General features: G+C 65.0%; 23 protein-coding genes and 1 other RNA gene. 12 read left to right on the forward strand and 12 right to left on the reverse strand.

The window, feature by feature from the left end:
- Positions 1-8: 8 nt before the first annotated feature.
- Together AC5RVB_RS00430 and AC5RVB_RS00435 are read left to right on the forward strand one after the other, a co-directional pair.
- The gene (locus AC5RVB_RS00430; RefSeq protein WP_227903411.1) at positions 9-1,052 is read left to right on the forward strand and encodes an ABC transporter permease; all 1,044 of its coding nucleotides are present in this window, start codon (positions 9-11) and stop codon (positions 1,050-1,052) included.
- On the forward strand, positions 1,049-2,833 hold the full coding sequence (locus AC5RVB_RS00435) for an ABC transporter ATP-binding protein (protein WP_227903413.1): 1,785 nt from the start codon (positions 1,049-1,051) through the stop codon (positions 2,831-2,833). Before AC5RVB_RS00430 ends, AC5RVB_RS00435 begins: the two co-directional genes overlap by 4 nt.
- Positions 2,834-2,860: 27 nt before the next feature.
- On the opposite strand, the gene AC5RVB_RS00440 is transcribed toward AC5RVB_RS00435, so the two are convergent.
- Positions 2,861-3,826, reverse strand: coding sequence for a zinc-binding dehydrogenase (locus AC5RVB_RS00440; protein ID WP_227903415.1), 966 nt, complete (start codon positions 3,824-3,826; stop codon positions 2,861-2,863).
- Between the two features lie 148 nt (positions 3,827-3,974).
- Between AC5RVB_RS00440 and AC5RVB_RS00445 the strand changes: the two genes are divergently transcribed.
- On the forward strand, positions 3,975-4,049 hold the full coding sequence (locus AC5RVB_RS00445) for a 50S ribosomal protein bL37 (RefSeq protein ID WP_369299106.1): 75 nt from the start codon (positions 3,975-3,977) through the stop codon (positions 4,047-4,049).
- Between the two features lie 96 nt (positions 4,050-4,145).
- Here AC5RVB_RS00445 and rsrA read toward each other — a convergent pair whose 3' ends face one another.
- Together rsrA and AC5RVB_RS00455 are read right to left on the reverse strand one after the other, a co-directional pair.
- Complete coding sequence (gene rsrA / locus AC5RVB_RS00450; RefSeq protein WP_227903416.1) at positions 4,146-4,406, reverse strand: mycothiol system anti-sigma-R factor; 261 nt, start codon at positions 4,404-4,406, stop codon at positions 4,146-4,148.
- Positions 4,403-5,086, reverse strand: coding sequence for a sigma-70 family RNA polymerase sigma factor (locus AC5RVB_RS00455; RefSeq protein ID WP_227903418.1), 684 nt, complete (start codon positions 5,084-5,086; stop codon positions 4,403-4,405). The genes rsrA and AC5RVB_RS00455 overlap by 4 nt, the downstream gene beginning before the upstream one ends.
- 284 nt (positions 5,087-5,370) lie before the next feature.
- Between AC5RVB_RS00455 and AC5RVB_RS00460 the strand changes: the two genes are divergently transcribed.
- The 7 genes from AC5RVB_RS00460 to AC5RVB_RS00490 all read left to right on the forward strand — a co-directional run bounded on the left by AC5RVB_RS00460 (position 5,371) and on the right by AC5RVB_RS00490 (position 12,570).
- Entirely contained in the window at positions 5,371-5,919 is a 549-nt protein-coding gene (locus AC5RVB_RS00460) for a DoxX family protein (protein ID WP_227903424.1), read from the forward strand.
- Positions 5,920-5,924: 5 nt separating this feature from the next.
- Positions 5,925-7,244, forward strand: a complete 1,320-nt coding sequence (gene aroA, locus AC5RVB_RS00465) for a 3-phosphoshikimate 1-carboxyvinyltransferase (protein WP_227903425.1) — start codon at positions 5,925-5,927, stop codon at positions 7,242-7,244.
- Position 7,245: 1 nt separating this feature from the next.
- Positions 7,246-8,361: a ribosome small subunit-dependent GTPase A gene (gene rsgA, locus AC5RVB_RS00470; RefSeq protein ID WP_227929465.1), complete on the forward strand. Its 1,116-nt coding sequence runs from the start codon at positions 7,246-7,248 to the stop codon at positions 8,359-8,361.
- Between the two features lie 95 nt (positions 8,362-8,456).
- A complete protein-coding gene (gene hisN, locus AC5RVB_RS00475) occupies positions 8,457-9,266 on the forward strand; it encodes a histidinol-phosphatase (RefSeq protein ID WP_227903430.1) in 810 nt (269 codons plus the stop codon).
- Between the two features lie 2 nt (positions 9,267-9,268).
- Complete coding sequence (locus AC5RVB_RS00480; RefSeq protein ID WP_227929464.1) at positions 9,269-10,039, forward strand: class I SAM-dependent methyltransferase; 771 nt, start codon at positions 9,269-9,271, stop codon at positions 10,037-10,039.
- Between the two features lie 109 nt (positions 10,040-10,148).
- Positions 10,149-11,300 (forward strand): carboxylate-amine ligase, encoded by a 1,152-nt coding sequence (locus tag AC5RVB_RS00485; RefSeq protein ID WP_290244661.1) that lies wholly within the window; start codon positions 10,149-10,151, stop codon positions 11,298-11,300.
- Positions 11,301-11,469: 169 nt separating this feature from the next.
- Positions 11,470-12,570, forward strand: a complete 1,101-nt coding sequence (locus tag AC5RVB_RS00490) for a carboxylate-amine ligase (protein ID WP_227903433.1) — start codon at positions 11,470-11,472, stop codon at positions 12,568-12,570.
- Positions 12,571-12,577: 7 nt separating this feature from the next.
- Here the strand turns inward: AC5RVB_RS00490 and AC5RVB_RS00495 are convergent, their stop codons facing one another.
- The gene (locus tag AC5RVB_RS00495) at positions 12,578-14,281 is read right to left on the reverse strand and encodes an alpha-glucosidase (protein ID WP_494141703.1); all 1,704 of its coding nucleotides are present in this window, start codon (positions 14,279-14,281) and stop codon (positions 12,578-12,580) included.
- 216 nt (positions 14,282-14,497) lie between these two features.
- Here AC5RVB_RS00495 and AC5RVB_RS00500 point away from each other — a divergent pair, with 216 nt between their 5' ends.
- Positions 14,498-14,998: a DUF1269 domain-containing protein gene (locus tag AC5RVB_RS00500; protein ID WP_227903439.1), complete on the forward strand. Its 501-nt coding sequence runs from the start codon at positions 14,498-14,500 to the stop codon at positions 14,996-14,998.
- A 125-nt stretch (positions 14,999-15,123) separates the two neighbouring features.
- Positions 15,124-15,498, forward strand: a complete 375-nt coding sequence (locus tag AC5RVB_RS00505; RefSeq protein WP_227903441.1) for a hypothetical protein — start codon at positions 15,124-15,126, stop codon at positions 15,496-15,498.
- Positions 15,499-15,632: 134 nt separating this feature from the next.
- On the opposite strand, the gene AC5RVB_RS00510 is transcribed toward AC5RVB_RS00505, so the two are convergent.
- The 8 genes from AC5RVB_RS00510 to prfB form a co-directional block, all read right to left on the reverse strand.
- Complete coding sequence (locus AC5RVB_RS00510; RefSeq protein WP_227903442.1) at positions 15,633-16,265, reverse strand: uracil-DNA glycosylase family protein; 633 nt, start codon at positions 16,263-16,265, stop codon at positions 15,633-15,635.
- A 245-nt stretch (positions 16,266-16,510) separates the two neighbouring features.
- Positions 16,511-16,882, reverse strand: a transfer-messenger RNA (tmRNA) gene (gene ssrA, locus AC5RVB_RS00515).
- Positions 16,883-16,948: 66 nt separating this feature from the next.
- Entirely contained in the window at positions 16,949-17,308 is a 360-nt protein-coding gene (locus AC5RVB_RS00520; protein WP_227903443.1) for a hypothetical protein, read from the reverse strand.
- Positions 17,305-17,778: an SsrA-binding protein SmpB gene (smpB, locus tag AC5RVB_RS00525; protein WP_227903444.1), complete on the reverse strand. Its 474-nt coding sequence runs from the start codon at positions 17,776-17,778 to the stop codon at positions 17,305-17,307. Before smpB ends, AC5RVB_RS00520 begins: the two co-directional genes overlap by 4 nt.
- 60 nt (positions 17,779-17,838) lie before the next feature.
- Positions 17,839-19,164, reverse strand: coding sequence for a peptidoglycan DD-metalloendopeptidase family protein (locus AC5RVB_RS00530; RefSeq protein WP_494141704.1), 1,326 nt, complete (start codon positions 19,162-19,164; stop codon positions 17,839-17,841).
- A 139-nt stretch (positions 19,165-19,303) separates the two neighbouring features.
- Positions 19,304-20,206, reverse strand: coding sequence for a permease-like cell division protein FtsX (gene ftsX, locus AC5RVB_RS00535; protein ID WP_227903447.1), 903 nt, complete (start codon positions 20,204-20,206; stop codon positions 19,304-19,306).
- Positions 20,203-20,958, reverse strand: a complete 756-nt coding sequence (gene ftsE / locus AC5RVB_RS00540) for a cell division ATP-binding protein FtsE (RefSeq protein WP_227903449.1) — start codon at positions 20,956-20,958, stop codon at positions 20,203-20,205. Before ftsE ends, ftsX begins: the two co-directional genes overlap by 4 nt.
- Positions 20,959-21,145: 187 nt before the next feature.
- Positions 21,146-22,264: a peptide chain release factor 2 gene (gene prfB, locus AC5RVB_RS00545; protein WP_227903450.1), complete on the reverse strand. Its 1,119-nt coding sequence runs from the start codon at positions 22,262-22,264 to the stop codon at positions 21,146-21,148.
- Positions 22,265-22,418: the final 154 nt, after the last annotated feature.

Consider the following 22,418-nt stretch of genomic DNA (forward strand, 5'->3'; position numbering starts at 1 on the left):
GTAGTGCAATGACTGACAACAACAACTCAGCAGACGGGCCGAAGGACAGCAGTCCGGAACTGGCTGCCATGACGCTGGCAAGCCAGCGCACGGTCACCGCGGACGCACCCGCAACCCGGGATGTCGTCGCCGAACCGAAAATCACCGAGGCAAAAAGCCAGTCCCGGCTGGTCCGGGAACGCTTCTTCCGGCACAAAGGGGCCATGGGCGGCATGATCGGCCTGGCCCTTATTGTGGTGCTTGCCTTCTCCTCCATCGGCTTCAACATCGGTCCGCTGCACATCCCGGGCTGGTGGAAGCACTCGTTCACCGATGTTATGCCCACGGTCGAGGGCGGCAAGCCCACCCTGTCCTGGACCGGACTGGGCGAGCACCCCTTCGGCCAGGATGCCCTGGGCCGGGACTACTTCGCCATGACCATGCGCGGTGCGCAGATCTCCCTGATCATCGCCTTCATCGTCGGGATCGTGGGCACCATCGTCGGAACCGTCATCGGTGCCCTGGCCGGCTACTACCGCGGCAAGGTTGAAGCCGTGCTGATGCGTTTCACCGACGTCATCATCACCATTCCCCTGCTGGTGGTGGCCGCCGTGCTCGCCACCATCGTAGCCAAGGCCGGCATCGTGGTGTTTGCCATCTTCCTGGGCATGCTCACGTGGACCGGGCTCGCCCGTATTGTCCGCGGCGAGTTCCTTTCCCTGCGCGAAAAGGAATTCGTCGAGGCGGCGAAATCCGTGGGCGCAAGCTCCTCCCGGATCATCTTCAAACACATCCTGCCCAACACTGTGGGCGTCATCATCGTCTCGGCCACGCTGGCCATTTCCGGTGCCATCCTGCTCGAGACCGCGCTCGGCTTCCTGGGCCTGGGCGTGCAGGAACCGGACACCTCGCTGGGCAAACTGATTAATGAGAACCGGTCCGCGATGACCGTCCGGCCCTGGGTCTTCCTGTGGCCCGGCGTGTTCATCGTGGCCATCGCCCTCACCGTGAACTTCATCGGTGACGGCCTCCGGGATGCGTTTGATCCCCGACAGACAAGGAACAAGCAATGACCTCCACACCGGTATACAGCGACACCCCGGCCACCGGAACCGGGACCCCCATCCTGGAGGTCTCCGGACTCGGCGTCGATTTCAATGTCGACAACGAATGGGTCATGGCCGCCGAGGACGTCAACTACCGGGTCTATCCCGGCGAAATCCTGGCCATCGTGGGCGAATCCGGATCCGGCAAAAGCATGTCCTCCATGGCCCTGCTTGGCCTGCTTCCCGGCAACGGCCGCTCCAAGGGCAGCGCCAAGCTGCAGGGCAGGGAACTCATCGGAGCACCCCAGTCGGCACTGCGGAAGGTCCGCGGCAATGACATTGCCATGATCTTCCAGGAACCCATGACGGCACTGAATCCCGTGCTGACGGTCGGTGAACAGGTCAAGGAGATCATCGAGCAGCACACGGACGCATCGCCCGCCCAGGCGAAGGAACGCGCCATCGAGCTGCTGCGCATGGTGGAGATCCCCGATCCGGAAACCCGCTATGAAAACTATCCGCACCAGTTCTCCGGCGGGCAGCGGCAGCGGGCGATGATTGCCATCGCCATCGCCAATGACCCGATCCTGCTTATCGCGGACGAACCCACCACGGCTCTGGACGTAACAGTGCAGGCCGAAGTCCTGGAACTGCTGCGCAAGCTCAACAAACGCCTGAACAGTGCCATCCTGCTGATTACCCATGACATGGGCGTGGTGGCGGACCTCGCGGACAACGTGATTGTGATGCAGAACGGCCGGATTGTGGAAGCCTCCTCGGCGACCGACCTCTTTGGTGCCCCGCAGCAGGACTACACCCGGGCACTGCTCGACGCCGTACCCCACCTTGGGTCAAAGGTGGGTGGTGTGCTCGCGGCCGTGGAGGTCGAGGACGACGGCTCACTGCAGATCACCGAGGCCCCCCGCTCCGTGATGGCTGCTTCCGAGGAGGTAGCCGAGCCGACGTCGTCGCAGACGCCCGCCCTTCAACTGGAAAACGTCGCTATCGAGTACCCGGGGCGGTTCCGCCAGCCCGCCTTCCGTGCTGTGTCCGATGTTTCCTTCACCATCATGCCCGGCGAGGTCATGGGCCTGGTGGGCGAGTCAGGTTCGGGCAAGTCCACCATCGGCCGCGCCGTCACCGGCCTGCTTCCGGTGGCGGACGGCAGCGTGCGGATCAACGGGACGGACATTGCCGGACTCTCACCGAAGAAGATGCGTCCGCTGCGCAAAAAGTTCGCCATCGTCTTCCAGGACCCTGCAGCGTCCCTGAACCCGCGCATGTCCATTGGTGAAAGCATCGGAGAACCGCTTTTCCTGCATGAGAAGCTCAGCAAGGCCGAGCTGAACAAGCGGGTGGAGGGGCTGCTTGACGACGTCCAGCTGCCCAGGGCGTTCCGGAACCGGTATCCGCATGAGCTGTCCGGCGGCCAGCGCCAGCGTGTAGGCATTGCCCGCGCGCTCTCGCTGCGCCCCTCGCTGCTGGTGGCGGACGAACCCACCTCGGCCCTGGACGTGTCAGTCCAGGCACGGGTGCTCGCGCTGCTGCAGGACCTGCAGCGCGAATACGGTTTTGCCTGCCTCTTCGTCAGCCACGACCTTGCCGTGGTGGAGATCCTCGCCAGCCACATTGCGGTGTTGAACAAGGGCCGCATGGTGGAGCAGGGGTCCACCGAGCAGGTCCTGAAGTACCCGCAGGATCCGTACACCCGGCGCCTGCTGGCGGCGGCCCCCGTGCCGGATCCCGCCGAGCAGGCCTACCGCCGCGAGCAGCGCAACGCACTGCTCGCGGCCGGCAGCACCGACTAGCCGGCTCACCGGCTTAAGGCGGCGGCGTCAGTGGCGGAAGACAATCTTCCCCATGACGTCGCCGTCGTGCATTTTCCGGAACCCCTTCTCCGCTTCCTCCAACGGCAGGACCGAGTCAATCTCCGGCCGCACTCCGGTTGCCACCAGGAAGTTCACCAGCCGCACCAGCTCGGCACGCGTGCCCATGGTGGAGCCAAGGACCCGCAGCTGCAGGAAGAAAACCCGGTTCAGGTCCGCCGGCGGGTTGGGGCCGCTGGTGGCGCCGCAGGTCACTACCGCACCGCCGGGCTTCAGGGATTTCAGCGAGTGCGCCCAGGTGGCCTCACCCACCGAATCAAACACCGTGTCCACCCGCTCCGGCAGCCGTGCCCCGGCCTCGAAGGCCTGCTCGGCGCCCAGCTTCAGCGCGTGCTCCCGCTTCTCGGCGCTCCGGCTGGTGGCCCACACCCGGTAGCCGGCCGCCGAGGCAAGGCTGATGAGTGCTGTGGCCACTCCCCCGCCGGCGCCCTGGACCAGGATGGTGGAGCCCGGTGCGGCGGGATTGACCGTGAACAGCATCCGGTAGGCCGTCAGCCAGGCCGTCGGCAGGCAGGCTGCCTCCTCAAAGCTCAGCTCCGCAGGCTTCGGCACCAGGTTGCGGGCGGGAACCCACACCTCATCGGCCATGGCTCCGGGCAGGCGTTCGGAGAGCAGGCTGCGCTTCGGGTCCAGGGTCTCGTCGCCTTCCCAGCCCGGGGAGGAAATGACGCCGTGGACAATCACCTCGTTGCCGTCGTCGTCGATCCCGGCTGCGTCGCAGCCCAGCACCATCGGCAGGGCGTCAGCAGCGAGCCCCACCCCCTGCAGGGACCACAGGTCATGATGGTTCAGTGCCGATGCCTTAACCCGGACCCGGCGGAACCCCTCCGGCGGCTGCGGGGCGTCGAATTCCCCGACTTTCAACCCGCTGATCGGATCTTCCGCGGACTGCGTCTGCGCGTACACTGCTCGCATCGTGAACTCCCTCACTTCTGGCTCGGTTATCTGGCGTGCCCTCCATCCTAGGGGACCGTGCCTGCGGCCGCCCGAGACGCGTTAGGCGTGCGCATGAGGCATGTGGGACACTGGAGGGCAGAACTTTTCGGAATCAAAGGAGGCAGCTATGAGCAAGCGTGCACGCAAGCGTCGTGACCGTAAGCGCGGCGGCGCTAACCACGGTAAGCGTCCCAACACCTAAGCAGTGCTTTGGTAGCCGCGTGGCCTAACGGCCAGGCAAAAAGAACCCCCGGAACCTAACGGTGCCGGGGGTTCTTTTCTGTTGGACTGCGGCCGGCTAGTGGTCCGCGGTCTGGATCTGGCTGATGCGGTTAAGGATGCTGGCCTTCAGTGTTGCGGGGGCCGCTTCCGTGCACGAACGCTTGACCACCGACCGGATAACGCATTCCAGGTCGTGTTCCTGTGCGCACTCCGGGCAGCCTTCCAGATGCTCCTTGATCTCCACGAGATCCTCGTGGGACAGGGCACCGTCCAGGTATTCGTACAGCCGTTCAATGCGGGCGTCTTCGCAATCGCCCAGGCTCTGGCAATCGCTCATAGCTCATTCCCCTGTTTCTTGGTTGATGCGCCAACGGCTTCGGCTGCGGGCACCTTACCTTTGATTCCGCGCTCATGGGCGTATTCCGCCAGGAGCTCGCGGAGCAGCTTGCGCCCGCGGTGCAGCCGTGACATCACGGTGCCGATCGGCGTGTTCATGATTTCTGAAATTTCCTTGTACGCAAACCCCTCCACATCGGAGAAGTACACGGCCAGCCGGAATTCCTCCGGGATGGACTGCAGGGCGTCTTTGACGTCTGAGTCCGGCAGGTGGTCCAGGGCAACAGCCTCAGCCGAGCGTAGCCCGGTGGAGCTGTGTTCTGCTGCCCGTGCCAGCTGCCAGTCCTCAACACCGTCAGAATTGGCCTGCAGAGGCTCCCGCTGGCGCTTCCGGTAAAGATTGATGTAGGTGTTGGTCAGGATCCGGTACAGCCATGCCTTCAGGTTGGTACCCGGGCGGTACTGGTGAAAAGCGGAGAAAGCCTTGGTGTAGGCCTCCTGTACCAGGTCCTCCGCGTCCGAGGGGTTCCTTGCCATGCGCATGGCCGCCGAATAAAGCTGGTCCACATACTGCATGGCGTCCTGCTCAAAACGCAGCTTGCGTGCCTCGTCCGTTTCGGTGGCAACGTCGAGCTCGAAGTTTTCCACGTGGGGGCTGCCTTCCGGCGCGTCAGTTCTCATCACCTCCCAGTCTACGGTGCGGGCGGGCACCCGTAGGCGTAGCTTCGGCTCTCGGTCGGTCCGCGCCTGTCTCAGCGTGGCGGCTGGCACTATGCGTCTCCTGACGGTTGATTGCCTTGCGATATATGTGCCAACGGTCTGCCGGGGCCCGGTATTCCCGCGGCCCGCCGCCCGGGAACAAAGGACCACCGGCTGTGCCCTGCACGGCGGAATGCCAGACTAAGGTGGAGGCAGCACCAAATGTTGTTCTTTCGCGTAATTTGTGGATTCACCAGGAGGCCTTTATGTCGATAGTCCGTTTGTTTGCCCGCCCGCTTCTCGCCACCGGCTTCGTTGCCGTGGGCGTGGAGCGCCTGAGGAACGTTGACCAGACGGCGGAGCAGCTGGCGCCGACCCTGAAGCGGATCGGAAGCACGGTGCCCTCCGCAGCTTCGCTGGCCGCCAACCCCACTATGGTTGCCCGCGTCCTCGGCTACACCCAGGTGGGAGCAGCATCCCTCCTCGGCATGGGCAAGATGAGCCGCCTCGCGTCGCTGCTGCTGGCAGGTACGGCCGCCCTGAACGCTGTGGTGGAGTACCGCAACGCCGAGGCGTCCACCGCGCAGGAGCGCAAGGACCGGCGCTACCAGCTGCTCAAGAACCTCTCTTTGATCGGCGGCGTCCTGCTGTCCGCCGTGGATACGAATGGACGTCCCGGCCTGGCCTGGCGGGCCAACCACCTGGCAACGGACACCGGCCGGAAGACCCGGGCGGTCTCCAAGTCGGTGAAGAAGAGCACCCGCAAGCAGCTCGCCGCGGTTTCCAACGCCGCTTCGGACATCGTGGGTTCCTAGCAGTAATGAATGCTCCAAACGCCGGGGCGCCGGCACTGTGGCCGGCGCCCCTCGCCCCCTCCCCCGTCGACGCGGTCCTGTCCGTTCCCGGCTCCAAGTCCCTGACCAACCGTTACCTGGTTCTCGCTGCCCTGACGGAGGGCCGGTCCAGGCTGCGGGCTCCGCTTCATTCACGGGATTCGGTACTGATGGTCTCCGCCCTGCGGGCACTGGGCGCCACGGTCACCGAGGCTGAAGGAACCGGAGCTTTCGGTCCGGACCTGCTGATTGATCCGCCGCAGGCAGCCGCCTCCGCCGATCCGCGGCACGTGGACTGCGGGCTGGCCGGAACCGTGATGCGTTTCGTTCCGCCGCTGGCCGCCCTCCTCCGGGGCAGCACCTCCTTCGACGGTGACCCGCACGCCCGCACCCGGCCCATGTCAGCCATCATCGACGCACTGCGCACCCTGGGGGTGGGCATTGACGACGGCGGCACGGGCTCCCTGCCCTTCACCGTGTCCGGTTCGGGACAGGTGGCCGGCGGGAAGCTGGAGATCGATGCCGGCGCATCCTCGCAGTTCGTCTCCGCCCTGCTGCTGGCCGCGCCCCGCTTTGAACAGGGATTGCACCTGATCCACACCGGCAGTGTCCTGCCCAGCCCGGACCACATCGCCATGACTGTCTCGGTACTGCGCAGCGTCGGTGTCGAGGTGGATGATTCCGTACCCTTCCAGTGGCGGGTTGCCCCCGGCCCCGTGGCGGCCTTCGACGTCACCATTGAACCTGATCTTTCCAATGCCGGGCCGTTCCTGGGCGCCGCCCTGGTGACCGGCGGCACCGTCCGGGTGACCGGCTGGCCGGAGAAGACCGACCAGGTGGGCGATAAGTGGCGCAGCATCCTTCCGGCCCTGGGCGCCAGTGTTTCGCTCTCGGACGGGACCCTGACGGTCACCGGCACCGGCACGATCCACGGCGCGGAGCTCGCGGACACCAGCGAACTCGCGCCCACCGTCGCCGCGCTCCTTGCCCTGGCCGATTCGCCGTCGGTCCTCACCGGAATCGCGCACCTGCGCGGGCATGAAACTGACCGGCTCGCTGCGCTGGTCACTGAAATCAACCGGCTCGGCGGAGACGCCGAGGAAACCGCTGACGGGCTGCTGATCCGGCCGGCGGCCCTGCACGGCGGGACATGGGAAACCTATGCCGACCACCGGATGGCCACGGCAGGTGCGCTGATCGGCCTGGCGGTACCCGACGTCGTCGTCCGGGACATCGGCACCACGGCAAAAACCCTGCCGGAGTTCCCCGAGCTGTGGCAGCAGCTGACCGATTCGGCGGTGTCCTGACATGGCGCGCAGCACCTCCGGCTGGGACGAATCCGATGTCCGGGTCCGGCCGAACAAAAAGGGCTCCCGCCCGCGGACCAAGGACCGGCCGGCGCATGAGGACGCCGTGATCGGCCGCATCATCACCGTGGACCGGGGACGGTACACGGCGGTTGTCGATGAGGACACTCCGCAGGAACGCACGGTAATCGCCGCCAGGGCACGGGAACTGCGCCGCACCCCGGTGGTGGCCGGAGACCGGGTGGCGCTGGTGGGCGATGTGTCCGGCGCCCCGGACACCCTGGCCCGGCTGGTGCGGGTAGAGGAACGCGACACCGTGCTGCGGCGCAGCGCCGACGATACCGATCCGGTGGAACGGGTGGTCGTGGCCAACGCGGACCAGCTGGTCATTGTGGTGGCAGCCGCCAACCCGGAGCCTCGCACCGGATTTATCGACCGCGCGCTCGTGGCGGCCTACGACGCCGGCATCTCCCCCGTCCTGTGCATCACCAAGGCGGACATCAGGGATCCTGCCGAGCTGCTGGCCAATTATGAGCACCTGGATATGGACGTCATCATCAGCCGCACCGCGGCCGCCGATGCCTCCGGCATCGATGCCCGTTCCGATGACGGCCTGTCTGCCCGGTTGCAGGGCACCGCCGTCGAGGCCCTGCATGAAGTGCTGAAGGGAAACGTCAGCGTACTGGTGGGCCCATCCGGCGTCGGCAAGTCAACGCTCGTCAACGCCCTGACCGGTTCCGCCCGTGCCACCGGCGGCGTCAACGCCGTGACCGGACGCGGCCGGCACACTTCCTCATCCGCCCTAGCACTGCGCCTGAGTGATTCCCCGGCGGGCAGCTGGATTATTGACACCCCCGGCATCCGGTCCTTCGGCCTGGCCCACGTGGATCCGGACCGCATCCTGCAGGCCTTCCCCGATCTGGAGCCCGGTACCGCCGGCTGCGAACGGGGCTGCCGGCATGATGCGGCCGCCGTGGGCTGCGGGCTGGACCCGTGGGTGGAGGAAGGCCACGCCGGACCGGCCGGACCTGCCCGGCTGGCGTCGCTGCGACGGTTGCTGGTCACCGGCAGCCGGACCGAAAACAAATCCTCCGCCAAGGAGCTTGGCGAACAGTAGCGGCACGGGCTCCTGCCCGTCCCGTCCGCAGGACACTGCCCGGTTGCGGGCGTAATGCCGGGCAGTGCCCGCCGAATAAGGATAAGTTGAACAGTATGCCGTTCGTTCAGAACTACAACGATGACCTACGCCTGGCCCACGTCATGGCCGACTCCGTGGATGACCAGACCATGTCCCGGTACCGGGCCCTGGACCTGAAGATCGAGACCAAGCCCGACTTCACGCCGGTCACCGACGCCGACAAGGCCGCCGAAGACGCCATCCGGGGCCAGCTCTCCCGCGCCCGCCCTCGGGATGCTGTCCTGGGCGAGGAATTCGGTTCCTCGGGCTCCGGCCCCCGACGCTGGATCATCGACCCGATCGACGGCACCAAGAACTTCATCCGCGGCGTGCCCGTCTGGGCAACCCTGATTGCCCTGGTGGACGACGGCGTTCCCGTTGTCGGGCTCGTCAGCGCCCCGGCGCTGGGCAAGCGGTGGTGGGCAGCCACCGGCACCGGAGCCTACATGGGCCGCTCCCTGGCTGCGGCCACCCGGCTGCACGTCTCGAACGTATCCAACCTGTCCGATGCGTCCCTCTCCTACTCCAGCCTGGGCGGCTGGAAGGACCGGGGAAACCTGGAGGAATTCCTGGACCTTACCGAGTCGGTGTGGCGCACCCGTGCCTACGGCGACTTCTGGTCCTACTGCATGGTGGCCGAGGGCGCCGTCGACATTGCCTGCGAGCCCGAGCTGAACCTTTATGACATGGCAGCCCTGGTGCCGATCGTGACCGAGGCCGGCGGGCGTTTCACGTCCCTGGACGGCGAGGACGGACCGTTCGGCGGGAACGCGCTGGCTACCAACGGGCTGCTGCACAGCGAAGTGCTCCAGCGCCTGAATCCCGACCTGGACGACCTGCTGTAACAGTGGGTACCACCGGACCACGGCTCGAGGCGCTGAGGCGCCGGCAGCTGGCCGACAGCTACCGGGAGGGCGGCGAGCACTACGACCGCATCCGCCCCGGTTACCCTGCCGAAGCCGTTCACTGGCTGGTTTCCCGTCCCGGTTCTCCGATCGTCCGGGACGTGGCGGATGTTGGCGCCGGCACCGGAAAGTACACCCGAGAGCTGCACGCCGCCGGGTTGAACGTCCATGCGGTGGACCCCTCAGCTGACATGCTGTCCCAGCTTTCCCGGTCGCTGCCCGGGGTACCCGCGGGCATCGGTACGGCAGAGCAGACCGGGCTGCCCGATTCCTGCGTGGACGCCGTCACCGTGGCCCAGGCCTGGCACTGGTGTGATCCCAAAGCCGCGAGCCGCGAGTTTGCGCGCATCTTGCGCCCGCACGGCGTCCTCGGCCTCGTCTGGAACCAGTTGGACGTCAGTGTGCCCTGGGTGCACCGCTATTCGCGCATCATCCACGCCGGTGATGTCATCCGCCCGGGCTTCCGGCCCGTCATCGGCCCGGAATTCGCCCTCGACGACTCCTCCACTGTGGCCTGGAACCAGCCGATGACCCCCGAAGACCTGTTCGAGCTGGCCAAATCCCGTGCGTTCTATCTTTCCGCCGGACCTGAGGCCCGCCTGCGGCTGGAGTCGAACCTGACCTGGTACCTCTACGAGCACCTTGGCCACCGGCCCGGTGACCGGCTGGACCTGCCGTACCTGACCCTGACCTGGCGGGCGCTGCGCGCCTGAAGTTCCGTCGCGGATGCCCCGATGGATTCGCCGCGGCCGTCCGGCGGACGCGGGCCGACGGGCCGCAGCGCCTGAACGTAGTGCTTTCCGTCCGCCGCGCTACGTAGAATTGTCGGGGTCCGGCGTTTTCCTGGCGCAGGGAGATATTGAGATGGTCTCCACTTTCGGCATTGAAGAAGAGTTCCTGCTTATTGATCCGCTGACCGGGTTCCCTACCGGTTCGCCGCAGGTTATGCGCACGCTCAGGGCCGCTGTACGCCCCAACTTTCATTCCTCGGTGGAGCTGCTGGATGCGCAGGTGGAGAGTTCCACGCCTGTGTGCACCAGCAGGGAGGAAGCAATGGATTCCCTCCTGGCGTTCCGTTCCCTGCTGGCATCGGCGTCATCAGCCGCAGGCGTACGGGTGGCTGCCACCGGCGCGGCTCCGCAGATTCCGGACACACCGGCCTCGCTGACCGCTACGGACCGTTACCGGAAAATGGGCCGGCTGACCGGCGGGATCGCCCACGAACAATACGTTAACGGCACCCACATCCACGTAGGCATACCGACGCGGGACGCCGGTGTCCGCGTGCTCAATGGGCTGCGGCCATGGCTGGCCCTGCTGGGCGCCGTTGCCGCCAACTCCCCCTTTTGGCGGGGACGGGACACCAGCTTCGCCAGCTGGAGGATGGTCCATTACCGGCGCTGGTCCGTGCAGGGCTGCCCTCCAATCTTTGCCGACGCCGCCGATTATGACCGGCGGCTGCAGGGCCTGCTGGAGACCGACGTGGTGCTCGACGCGGGCCACGTGGGCTGGGCGGCGAGGCTCTCGGAGAGCTACCCCACCGTGGAAGTCCGTATTGCCGACGCGCAGCTGGAGGCCGGCGACTCCGTACTGCTGGCAACCCTGGTCCGCGGACTGGTCAGCTCCCTGGCGGCAGCCGGGGCGGCGCCCCGCCCGCCGGACCCGGAACTGCTCGACGCCGGGCTGTGGCAGGCTGCGCGCTTCGGGCTAGGGGCGAATCTGGTCTCCCACCCCGGCGGCAGCGTCCCGGCAGCCAGCCGTCTGGCGGCACTCCTGGATTTCGTGGCCCCCGCCCTGGAGGAGGCAGGAGATACCGAGTTCGTCGCCGCCGGAATCCACCGCGTCCTGGGCGGACACGCCGGCTCGGCCGCCGGGTCTGGAACCGGTGCCGAACGGCAGCGGCGGGCTGTCCGGCAGGGCGGCGAGCCGGCCCTGGCCGAGCTCTTCACCCGCTCCCTGGTGCTCGAACCCTGAGGAACCCGCCCCGCCGCGCGGCTCCTGCACCAGGAGCGCAGGCCGGACAGTGCCGCTTCACGCTGCAGATGCGGATTTTCTGCTGAAGCCTGGCGGAACTACTCTCGGGGAGGAACAAAAACTGCGGTGCCGGTTGGGGCCCGGCTCGAAAACCCACGGGAGAACACACATGGCGACATTGGGCATCGAAGAGGAATACCTTCTCCTTGATCCATCCACCGGGCTGCCGGTGCATAAGGCTGCCGAGGTCGAAGCCTTCCTTCACCGTTCGCCCCGGATCACCGAGGGCGAAATACAGCGGGAACTGCTGAGCTGTCAGCTGGAAACCGCCACACCCGTGTCTGCCACCCTCACGGAGGCCGAAGAGTACCTGCTCAATTTCCGCACCCAGCTGGAGGCCGGGGCCCGCAAGGCGGGCGTCATCGCAGCCGGTACTGCCAGCGCGCCGCGCATCGAGGAGCACTATCCGGAGCTGACGGACAAGGACCGCTACCGTGACCTGCAGGCCAGTGCCCCGGGAATCGTCGGAGACCAGTTCGTCAACGGACTGCACGTCCATGTGTCCGTCCCGGACCGTGAAACCGGCGTGCAGGCCCTGAACCGGATCCGCGAGTGGCTGCCCGCCATCATCGCCCTCAGCACCAACTCGCCGTTCTGGCTGGACCGGGACAGCGGCTTCGGCAGCTGGCGGGTGGTGCACTACCGCCGCTGGCCGGTACAGGGCTGCGCTCCCGTCTTCCGTGACGCGGCGGATTACGAGCGCCGGATCCAGCGGCTCGTGGACTCCGGCGCCATCATTGACCGTGGCGTACTGACCTGGATGGCCAGGCTCTCGGACAGCTATCCCACTCTGGAGGTGCGCGCCGGGGATGCCCAGCTCCAGGCACGCGACAGTGTCCTGCTCGGTGGCATCATCCGCGGACTGGTCAGTACCGCAGTGACCGAGGCCCGCGCCGGCGTGCCGTACTCAACTCCGGACGATGAGCTGCTCGACGCCGCCATGTGGCAGGCGGCGCGGGACGGTCTCACCGGAGATCTGGTGGACCCGCTCTCCGCCCGGCTCGTCCCCGCACGGGAACGCGTGCAGGCGCTGATGGCGTTCATAGCCGGGGCCCTGGAACAGGAGGGGGATACCCAGTGGGTGCAGGCCGGCCTGGCCGGGCTGTGGGAGAAAGGCACCGGCGCGCAGCGCCAGCGCCGTGCGATGCAGGAAGGCGGCATGCCCGGGCTGTTGGAGCTTTATTCGTCGACGCTTACGGGTGAGCTGTAGCGTCTCCTCATCCGCCGGGGTAAATGGACACGTCCAGGATCCTCGCTTCCCACGGACGCAGCAGACGGTGGTCCCCCGGGGTGATGTAGTTACCCAGGACCAGGTCACCTGACTCCAGGTTGGCGGGGACACCGAGCTCTGCCCCGGAGACATTGCCCAGGACGAGAAGTGCCTGGTCGCCGCGCGTGCGTTTGAAGGCAAACAGCGTCGGGTGTGCCGGGTCGAGCATGTGGAAGTCCCCCAGGGATACCAGCTCCGACTCGTGCCGCAGCCGGATAAGCCGCTGGTAATAGCGAAAAACGGACTTTTCCGCGGCCCGGTCAGCCTCCACGCTGGTTTCGGGAAATCCCTTTCCCAGCGGAATCCACGGCTCAACCGTGCTGAATCCGGCGTGGGGCCCGGAGGTCCACTGCATGGGGGTGCGGGCGTTGTCCCGGCTCATCCGGCGCAGGGACTCCAGCACGGCTTCCTGATCCATCCCCAACCGAAGTGCCTCGGCGTAGTGGTTGAGCGACTCCACGTCCCGATACTGGCCGATCGAGGTGAACCCGGCGCTCGGCATACCGATCTCTTCACCCTGATAGACGTACGGCGTGCCGCGCTGCAGATGCAGCAGGGTCGCCCACAGCGTGGCGGATTCGTACCGGTACTCTTCCTCATCGCCGAAGCGTGAAACTATCCGGGGCTGGTCGTGGTTGCTCAGGTAGAGACTGTTCCACCCGGTTTCCGCCAGTCCCCGCTGCCAGCGGTTCCAGCTGGTCTTCAGGTCGGCGAGCTCCAGGCCCTTGTAGTCGAACTTCCCGCCCGGCCCCTGGTCCAGGCTGACGTGCTCAAATTGGAAGACCATGTCCAGCTCATGCCGCCTCCTGTCCGTATACAGGCGCGCCTGCTCCACCGTTGCGCCGGGGGTCTCACCCACCGTTAGGTACTCGCCCTGGCGTTCGCTGAAGACCCGGTGGTGCATCTCCTGCAGGAACTCGTGGATCCGCGGACCGTTGACGTAGTGCGGGCTTCCGTCGCCCCAGACACCCCCTGCTTCAGAGACTCCGTCCGGCAAGGCGGGATCCTTCGAGATGAAGTTGATGACGTCCATGCGGAAGCCGTCTACGCCTCTGTCCAGCCACCAGTTCATCATCTCGTAGACACGCTCCCGCACCCTGGAGACTTCCCAGTTCAGGTCCGGCTGCTGCGGAGTAAACAGATGCAGGTAGTACTGCCTGGTGCGTTGATCGAAAGTCCATGCCGATCCGCCGAACATGGATCCCCAGTTGTTCGGCTCGGCGCCGGGTTCCCCCGCGGTGAAGCCCGGCCGGGGATCCCGCCACCAATAGCTGTCCCGCCGGGGTGAGCTGCGGGAGGACCTGGACTCCAAAAAGGCGGGATACTCACTGGAGGTATGGTTTACCACCAGGTCCATAATCAGTTTGATCCCCCGCCCGTGCAGGCCCTCCAACAGTTCGTCCAACTGCTCGTTGGTGCCGAACAGCTCGTCCACCCGGCGATAGTCGCTGATGTCATAGCCGTTGTCGAACTGCGGCGACTGGTGGATCGGGGACAACCAGAGGACATCAATGCCCAGATCCTGCAGGTGATCGAGGTGTTCAATGATCCCGCCGATGTCGCCGATACCGTCGCCGGTCGAATCCGCAAAACTGCGGGGATAGATTTGGTAGACCACTGCGTTGGCCCACCACGGGGTACGGGGTTCCATGGCAGGCCGTCCTTTCCCAGTCCCTGGCCTCAGGGTTTCCCTGCATGCTACGTCTGCGGACGCCGCCGGCACAGGCCTTCGGCAACTTCCCGGCCAAGCTGCCCGGTCATAGCCGTTTGCCTTGTACGCCGCCCATGCACACCGATAACGTTGGCGCTGCCGGCGGGTCGCTTGTACGGACACCCTCGTCGAACTCAACCGTTTGGAGTAACTGCCATGGCAACACTGACCGTTTGGAAATTCTCTGACGCCGGGGCTGCGGAACGCGCCACGGAAACCCTCGCCAGCCTGCAGTCCCAGGGGCTGATCAATGTCCAGGATGAAGCAATCGTCACCTGGCCCGAAGACAAGAAAAAGCCCAAGACCATCCAGGAGCATCATCTGGTGGGAGCCGGAGCCCTGGGCGGCGGCTTCTGGGGGCTGCTGTTCGGCCTGATTTTCTTTGTACCGCTGATCGGGGCCGCGGTTGGTGCAGCAGTGGGCGCGCTTTCCGCGTCCATGGTGGACGTCGGGATCAACGACGACTTCATCAAGCAGGTGCGTCAGGAAGTGACTCCGGGCTCCTCGGCCCTGTTCGTCCTGTCCACCGACGCGGTCGAGGACCGGGTAGCCGAAGCGTTCAAGGACTACCAGGGTGCCAAGCTGATCTACACCAACCTCTCCAAGGAGCAGGAAGCGAACCTTCGCGAGGCTTTCTTTGAGGCAACGCCTGCCTAGGCAGGCCCGCAACGCCTGATCACAATAGCGGGACGCCGGCCGGATGGCCGCCGTCCCGCTATTGCCGTTCCAGGGTATTCCTGCCCTGAAACGGATGAAGGCCCGTACGCCGTATCGTTTAACTGATGATTACTCGACGCCAAGCCGCACAAATACTTGATATTCCGCTTGAAATGGCCACCCGCCACGGTATCCCGCCACGGATGGAGGACGCCGAGCTGGCCCGGCTCCAGGCCGATCCTCCCGGGTGGCTACTCCAGTCACGGGCCAACCGCACCGGGAAACGCCCGGTATGGGTCGAGCTTTCCTGCACCGTGTGCGGTTACACCGAAACGGCGCGGCCGAAGAAGTGGTGGCCGGAGTTCACCTTCCTGGCGTGCGAGGACCACAGCGTCCGCGAACTGCCCGCCCTGCCCGACGGCGCGGTGCGCAGCGAGTACCCCGGCGTAGGCTCCCGGTTTATTGGCGTGGTGGACTCCGCCGTAAGCCCCGCGGACTGAAGATCCCTCGGCCCTGCCGGCGGAAGCAGGCCCGCCCGATGGAGCAGGGCCGGCTCCCTGAAGGCAGGCCCGCCCGATGGAGCCGTGCCGGCCGATGGAGCCGGACCGGCCCCCGGCGAGGTGCCGTGCCGCGGCTAGCGGGTAGCGCTAAGTCCGGTTCGTGCCATCGCGTCAGTGTAGGCGGCCTTCATATCGTCAAGGGCCTCCTGCTGGCGCTCCGCTGTGGCACCGAAGGAACGTCCCGAGAGTGAGCGGGCCTTGTAGACCTTGAAGCTCCGGCGGTAGATCATCCGGTTTTCCGTCTTCAGGAAGGCCGCGGCCAGACGCTGCGCCTCAGTACCGTGTGCCACGATCACCGAAGCACGCGGCACCAGGGCAAGGAAGCGAAGCAGCGGCCGAAGCCCTTCCTGCACCTGCTCCTTGGTCAGCTTGCCGTTGGGCTCGCCGGGCACATGCCAGGGATAGGTGTTCCACGGCATCACAAACTCGGGGCGGAGCCCGGCCTGCCAGTGGACACCCAGAAGCCGCGTCATGGCGTCGTTGTCCCCCGCCGTGATGAACCCGGACTCGTGCGCTTCGCCGATGTTGGAAAAAAGACTGACAATCCGGCATTCACCGATGTCATGCATGGGGTCCACATAGGGGACCTGGCTGCCCGGCTTGATTTCGGCCAGTGCGTCGCAAAGCTGGTTCACTTCCGCAACATTGGGGTCGTACCGTCGGTTCCAGAGGTCGTCATGCTGGGATTCAACTGCCGGGCTTTGCATAGAGTGGTGCGTCTCCTACGAGGTCTTCCGACCGGTTATATCGCCCGCTCCGGTGGGGGCCGGCGCGGGTAGTGCTTCAGTGCAAGTTTAGCAACGTGTCCCGCACGTCCCGGCGGCGGAGCCCGGACTTACGGCCTAAACGGGCGTGGGTGTGAGAAACAACTCCGCTCCGGTCCGATGCGCCGTCGGTCTTTAAACCCCAAGACGGGACGTGTCCGTGGACACGTCCCGTCTTGTGCGGAACACAGTGGAGATGGGGGGAATCGAACCCCCGTCCGATGTCGCTTTGTCAGGGCTTCTCCGGGCGCAGTCTGCATCGGATTTTCTCGGTCCCAGCCATCACGCAAACAAGTGGCTGATCCGGACCCAGCCGTCTAAAAGTCCCGAACACCCCAACGGCGAAGGTGTTCAGCAGTGGCCCTCTAAATGACGCCAGGCACCGGGGCGAGAGCATCCCCGGGCTGACGGACTATGCCTTACTGCTTAGGCAGCAAGAGCGAAGTCAGTGCGCTTTGATTCGGCACTTATTGGTTTACAGAGATCGTTAACGAGATAACCCTGTATCCTCGGCCCGCTTCCCCTGTCTCAACAAAACATCGTCGAAACCGGTCATCCCCTTATTGAGTTGCCAATCCGGCCGGAGCCGGAACACCCATTGTAGCCCATGCGCCGCAGGCCCGGGTTTAGAGGGTGAAGCCCAGTATTACTACCGGCGCCTGCCAGGCGATAAGAAGAATCCAGGAGACCAGGACAAACAGCACGGAGAGGATGCTCAGCGCCGTCATTCCAGGTGCTTTGCGCCGGAAGGCCCAGGCAAAAAGCGCTATGTTGGCTCCCACCAGCACCGGAGCCAGCCAGACCAGTACCGTTGCCAGGTAGAGATAAAAAGCGAGGAAAAACGGCACTACCACAAGGATCACTACGGGCAGCACGGCAAGGACAATCAGCAGATCAACGGCCGCCACCACCCAGGTCCAAGCCGGCTTCCGGACGCTTACCTCTTCGGCGGCATCGGGCTGCGCTTCCCAGAACGTGCCGCTCATGCGCCGCGGTTCTTCTCCCGCATGGCCCGAAGTGCCTCACGGTTGTCCTGCTTTTCCCGCAGTGTCTGGCGCTTGTCATACTCACGCTTACCGCGCGCCACGGCAATCTCCACTTTGGCCCGCCCGTCAACGAAGTAGAGCTGGAGCGGGACGATGGTGAAGCCTGATTCGCTGGTCTTCCGCATGATTTTTTCGAGCTGTTCGCGGTGCAGCAGCAGCTTCCGCCGGCGGCGGGCCGCGTGGTTGGTCCAGCTGCCATTCAGGTATTCGGGAATGTAGGCGGCTTCAAGCCAGAGTTCATTGTTGTAGAACGTGGCAAAGCCGTCCACCAGTGAAGCCCTGCCCTCGCGCAGCGATTTCACCTCGGTTCCCATCAGGACCATACCGGCCTCATAGGTGTCCAGGATTTCGTAATCGTGCCGGGCCTTGCGATTGGTGGCCACTACCTTCCGGCCACTTTCCTTAGGCACGGGGCAACTCCTTAGTGATTCAGCGTCAGCTGGTCTTTGAGCGAAAGTTCTATTGTAGGCCTACAACAGACCCATCGGGTCAACCAGGTTGCCGTTCAGGACCGTCTCGAAGTGCAGGTGACAGCCGGTGGAGTTACCGGTGCTGCCGACGTAACCGATCAGCTGGCCCTGGTTCACCCACTGTCCCCCACGGACGGCGAAGCCGTTGAGGTGGTAGTAGTTCGTGGCCAGGACGTTGCCGCCCACCACACCGTGGTTCAGGACAATGCGGTTTCCCGTGCCGATCATCTCGCCGCCGCCCTGGTCCGCCCGCCAGACTTCGCCGGCGGCCGCAGCGTAGACCGGCGTGTTGCAGGCAGGGGCGAAGTCGATGCCCGAGTGCAGGTACCCGCCGTTGCCAAAGAAGTCGATGGATCCGGGAGGCGTGGCACGCCACCCGTAGCCGGAGGATACGGGTGCACTGACTACCGGGTAACGCAGTCCGAAGGAGGACGGGCTGGAGGGCTGCGGCACGGTTTGGACGGGAGGGGCCGGCCGGTTGTTTCGGGCGGCCTCTTCGGCTGCTGCCCGGTTGGCAGCGTCAATACGCGCCTGCTCACGCTTGCGGTGCTCCTCGAGCAGTATCCGCTGCCGTTCGGCAATGTCCGCAGTGACCTGCGCGCTTTCCTTTTCCAAGGTGGCCATCTGCGCCTGCAGCTTCGGCTTCTGCGCTTCGAGTTCCTTGTTCATGGCAGTGGTCTCGGCGATGAGGCTGTCCACTTTGGCTTTCTCGGCGGCAGCGGCATCGCGGGCTGCCTGTTCGGCCTTCAGTGCTTCTTCGGCCTGGGCCTTCAGCTTGTTGATTTCCTCCGCAACGGCGGCCAGCCGCGCTTCGGAGTTGAGGTTGTTCGCGTTCTGCTGGGAGAGCTTCTCCACCGCTGCATTCTGACCCTTGAGCGCCTGTTCGGCCATGCCCAGGGAATCCGTCAGGCTGTCCGCACCCTTGGCGCCAAACATCAGCGACAGGGTGGAGGGAACGCCGCCGTTCTTATAGGCCTGGGAGGCTATCTGGCCGATGGCCTTCTCGGTGGCCGCAATCTCCTCACGGTCCTTTTCAATCTGGCCCATGATGGTCTCGTGCGTGTTCTGCGCCAGGGCCACCCGGTCATTGAGCGCGCCGACCTTGTCTGCGGCGGTGTTCACCCGGCCCTCAGCATCAGCCAGCTGCTGCTGTGCTGCCGGCAGCTGCCCGTTGTAAATGTTCAGCTTGGCCACGGTCTCGGCAATGTCCTCACCCAGATACTCGTAGTTCTGCTGGACCTGCTGCTTTTCCGCCTCGATGGCTTCAAGCCGGTTATCCAGTTCGTCAGCGCTGGCAGTACTGGTGAAGGCTATTGAAAGCGTCATGGTCAGGAGCACAACAACACCCGCGACCGCCCGTGATGCATGGGCGCGTCGGGACCGCTTGGACACGGCATTATCCATTGATGAGACTCTCCATGATGTTCAGCTTTCTCTTCCGGGTGCCCATGTACTGCTCATGACTCTAAACCTTCAGGTAACGACGCAGCGTCAACAGCGAGGATACGCCCGCCAATAGTGCTCCGAGAACAAGTAAGACGGGTGTTAGATACAGAACCTGTTCCGAGGAGATAAAGGCTGTGGTGGGGTACTGCCTGGCCAGCGCACCAATAAAGAAGTGTGCAGTGCTCCACAATGCCACAGAAGCGAGGATTGCGCCGATAACGGCGGCAATGACGCCTTCCAGGACGAAGGGCAGCTGGATGACGGCCTTGGAGGCTCCCACCAGGCGCATGATTCCCGTTTCCCGCCGGCGGCTGAAGGCCGAGAGCCGGATAGTCGTTGCTATCAGCAGGATGGCGCAGATCAGCATCACCGCCGCCACGCCCAGGGCTGCCACGGACGCCAGGTTCAGATAAGTGAACATCTTCTCGAAGAGTTCCCGCTGGTCGCTGACTGATTCCACACCCGGCTTGGAGGAAAACGCTTCGTTGATGACCTCATACTTTTCCGGGTCCACCAGGCTCACCCGGAAGGACTCGGGCAGCATTTCCGCCGTAATGCTGTCCACAATGGGCGAATTCGCAAACTGTTCACGGAAATGCGTCAGCGCAGTTTCCTGGTCTTCGTACTCCACGCTTTCCACATACCGGTCCGCCCGCAGGTCTGCCTCGACGGCGTCGCGCTGCTCATCGGTAACCGCCCCCGCGGCGCAGGAGGCTGAGGTGTCATTGTCGGTGCACAGGTACACCGCCACCTGCACCCGGTCATACCAGTAGCCCTTCATCTGCCCGATCTGCAGCTGCAACAATCCGGCAGCACCCACGAAGGTCAGGGACACAAAGGTTACGAGGATAACCGAAACCACCATGGACAGATTCCGGCGCAGGCCCGAACCGATTTCGCCAAGGACAAATGCAAGCCTCATTCGGATACCCCGCTTTCCTGGCGGCCGGGCGCATCCGGCTGCGGCTCCGGATCCTGTTCGGCCCCGGGCTCGCCCAGGTAGATGCCTTCGCGTTCGTCGCGGATGATCTGGCCGTTGCGCAGTTCCACCACGCGCTTGCGCATGGCATTAACGATGTCGTCGTCATGGGTGGCCATAACCACCGTGGTGCCGTTCTGGTTGACCCGGTCCAGCACCTTCATGATTCCCAGCGACGTGGTCGGGTCAAGGTTGCCGGTGGGCTCGTCCGCGAGGAGGATTCCGGGCTTGTTGACAATGGCGCGGGCGATGGCCACACGCTGCTGCTCGCCGCCGGAAAGCTCATGCGGCATGCGGTTGTCCTTACCCTCCAGCCCCACGGTTTTCAGGACCTCGGGAACGGAGTCACGGATGACGGCACGGCTGCGTCCGATCACCTGCATGGCGAAGGCAACGTTGGCGAAAACCGTTTTGTTGGGCAGCAGGCGGAAGTCCTGGAAAACCACGCCGATTCCGCGGCGCAGCCGGGGAACCCGCCAGCTGGGGATCTTCGCGACATTCGCCCCGGCAACGTAGACCGTCCCCTTGGTGGCGTGCTCTTCCTTCATGATCAGGCGGATAAAAGTGGATTTACCCGATCCCGAGGCGCCTACGAGGAAAACGAACTCTCCCCGGTCCACGTCAAGGCTGACTGAGTTGAGCGCAGGCCGGGACTTCCGGTCATACAGCTTGGTGACATTGTCGAATGTGATCATGACTACTTAGTGCCCATGAAGCGGCCGGAGACACGGGCCTTGGTTCGGGGTATGGGCACCGGCTCCTCGACTATAGCCAGCTTGCCGGACAATGGGCCAGAACCGGCCGGCGCGTGTCGGAACCGGCGGGCGGCACGACGGCGGTCCTGCCGGCGCGACGCACTGTCCGGCTGCCGTATCCGCCGGGTTATTTGCGGGCCGAGACACTGCCGTTGGCGCGCCAACGGATACCGGCGTCAATGAAGTCGTCAATCTCGCCGTCGAACACGGCAGACGTGTTGCCCACTTCGTGTTCGGTGCGCAGGTCCTTGACCATCTGGTAGGGGTTGAGCACATAGGAGCGCATCTGGTCGCCCCAGGAGGCTTTGACGTCGCCGGCGAATGCCTTCTTCTCCGCGTCCTCCTGCTCCTTCTTCAACAGCAGCAGCCGGGACTGCAGCACCCGCATGGCGGCGGCACGGTTCTGCAGCTGCGATTTTTCGTTCTGCATGGAAACCACGGTGCCGGTGGGAAGGTGGGTCAGGCGGACGGCGGAGTCTGTGGTGTTAACGGACTGGCCGCCGGGGCCGGAGGACCGAAAGACGTCCACGCGGATCTCGTTGTCCGGGATCTCGATGTGGTCGGTGGGTTCGATCAGCGGAATCACCTCGACGGCGGCGAACGAAGTCTGGCGGCGCCCCTGGTTATCGAACGGGCTGATCCGCACCAGCCGGTGCGTGCCGGCCTCCACCACGAGGGTGCCGAATGCGTAAGGGGCCTTGACTTCGAAGGTGGCCGATTTCAGTCCTGCCTCTTCAGCGTAGGACGTGTCCAGGACGGTGGTGGGGTAACCGTGGCGTTCGGCCCAGCGCAGGTACATCCGCAGCAGCATTTCGGCGAAGTCCGCAGCGTCCACTCCCCCGGCGCCGGAACGGATCGTCACAACCGCCTCGCGGGCGTCGTACTCACCTGAGAGCAGGGTGACCACTTCCAGCTGGGACAGCGACTTGCGCAGCGACTCCAGCTCGGTCACCGCCTCAGCCTTCGACTCGGCGTCCGCCTCATCCTGGGCCAGTTCCACCAGGACCTCAAGGTCATCGATGCGGGACTCGATCTTCTGCAGGCGTTCCAGCTCCGACTGGCGGTGCGACAGCTTGGAGGTGATCTTCTGCGCCTCGGCCGGGTCGTCCCAGAGATCGGGCACGCCGGCCATTTCGCTGAGCTCTTCGATGTCCTCTTTGATCTTTGCCACATCCGAGACCTCTTCAATGGAGGCGAAAGTGGAGCGGAGGGCGCGGATTTCTGCGGGAAAATCTATTTCTGCCATGGTGCTTACAGCCTACGCCATGTCCCTGCGCCGCTGCCCGTCGTCGTCGTCGTTGCCGTCGTCCCACCGCGGCTGGGGCCAGGGTCCGGCCCGCGAGGCAGCAGAGCAGCGGAAGGCTTCGCAGGTTTTCGCTGCCGGGGCACGGCCTTTGCCT

This window comes from Arthrobacter sp. Y3225209, from assembly GCF_059090685.1.

Bases quoted from the DNA above. Each gene is read 5' to 3' on its own strand.
- AC5RVB_RS00430 (WP_227903411.1), top strand. From the start codon at position 9: ATGACTGACAACAACAACTCAGCAGACGGGCCGAAGGACAGCAGTCCG.
- AC5RVB_RS00435 (WP_227903413.1), top strand. From the start codon at position 1,049: ATGACCTCCACACCGGTATACAGCGACACCCCGGCCACCGGAACCGGG.
- AC5RVB_RS00440 (WP_227903415.1), bottom strand. From the start codon at position 3,826: ATGCGAGCAGTGTACGCGCAGACGCAGTCCGCGGAAGATCCGATCAGC.
- rsrA (WP_227903416.1), bottom strand. From the start codon at position 4,406: ATGAGCGATTGCCAGAGCCTGGGCGATTGCGAAGACGCCCGCATTGAA.
- AC5RVB_RS00455 (WP_227903418.1), bottom strand. From the start codon at position 5,086: ATGAGAACTGACGCGCCGGAAGGCAGCCCCCACGTGGAAAACTTCGAG.
- AC5RVB_RS00460 (WP_227903424.1), top strand. From the start codon at position 5,371: ATGTCGATAGTCCGTTTGTTTGCCCGCCCGCTTCTCGCCACCGGCTTC.
- aroA (WP_227903425.1), top strand. From the start codon at position 5,925: ATGAATGCTCCAAACGCCGGGGCGCCGGCACTGTGGCCGGCGCCCCTC.
- rsgA (WP_227929465.1), top strand. From the start codon at position 7,246: ATGGCGCGCAGCACCTCCGGCTGGGACGAATCCGATGTCCGGGTCCGG.
- hisN (WP_227903430.1), top strand. From the start codon at position 8,457: ATGCCGTTCGTTCAGAACTACAACGATGACCTACGCCTGGCCCACGTC.
- AC5RVB_RS00490 (WP_227903433.1), top strand. From the start codon at position 11,470: ATGGCGACATTGGGCATCGAAGAGGAATACCTTCTCCTTGATCCATCC.
- AC5RVB_RS00495 (WP_494141703.1), bottom strand. From the start codon at position 14,281: ATGGAACCCCGTACCCCGTGGTGGGCCAACGCAGTGGTCTACCAAATC.
- AC5RVB_RS00500 (WP_227903439.1), top strand. From the start codon at position 14,498: ATGGCAACACTGACCGTTTGGAAATTCTCTGACGCCGGGGCTGCGGAA.
- AC5RVB_RS00505 (WP_227903441.1), top strand. From the start codon at position 15,124: ATGATTACTCGACGCCAAGCCGCACAAATACTTGATATTCCGCTTGAA.
- AC5RVB_RS00510 (WP_227903442.1), bottom strand. From the start codon at position 16,265: ATGCAAAGCCCGGCAGTTGAATCCCAGCATGACGACCTCTGGAACCGA.
- AC5RVB_RS00520 (WP_227903443.1), bottom strand. From the start codon at position 17,308: ATGAGCGGCACGTTCTGGGAAGCGCAGCCCGATGCCGCCGAAGAGGTA.
- AC5RVB_RS00530 (WP_494141704.1), bottom strand. From the start codon at position 19,164: ATGACGCTTTCAATAGCCTTCACCAGTACTGCCAGCGCTGACGAACTG.
- ftsX (WP_227903447.1), bottom strand. From the start codon at position 20,206: ATGAGGCTTGCATTTGTCCTTGGCGAAATCGGTTCGGGCCTGCGCCGG.
- ftsE (WP_227903449.1), bottom strand. From the start codon at position 20,958: ATGATCACATTCGACAATGTCACCAAGCTGTATGACCGGAAGTCCCGG.
- prfB (WP_227903450.1), bottom strand. From the start codon at position 22,264: ATGGCAGAAATAGATTTTCCCGCAGAAATCCGCGCCCTCCGCTCCACT.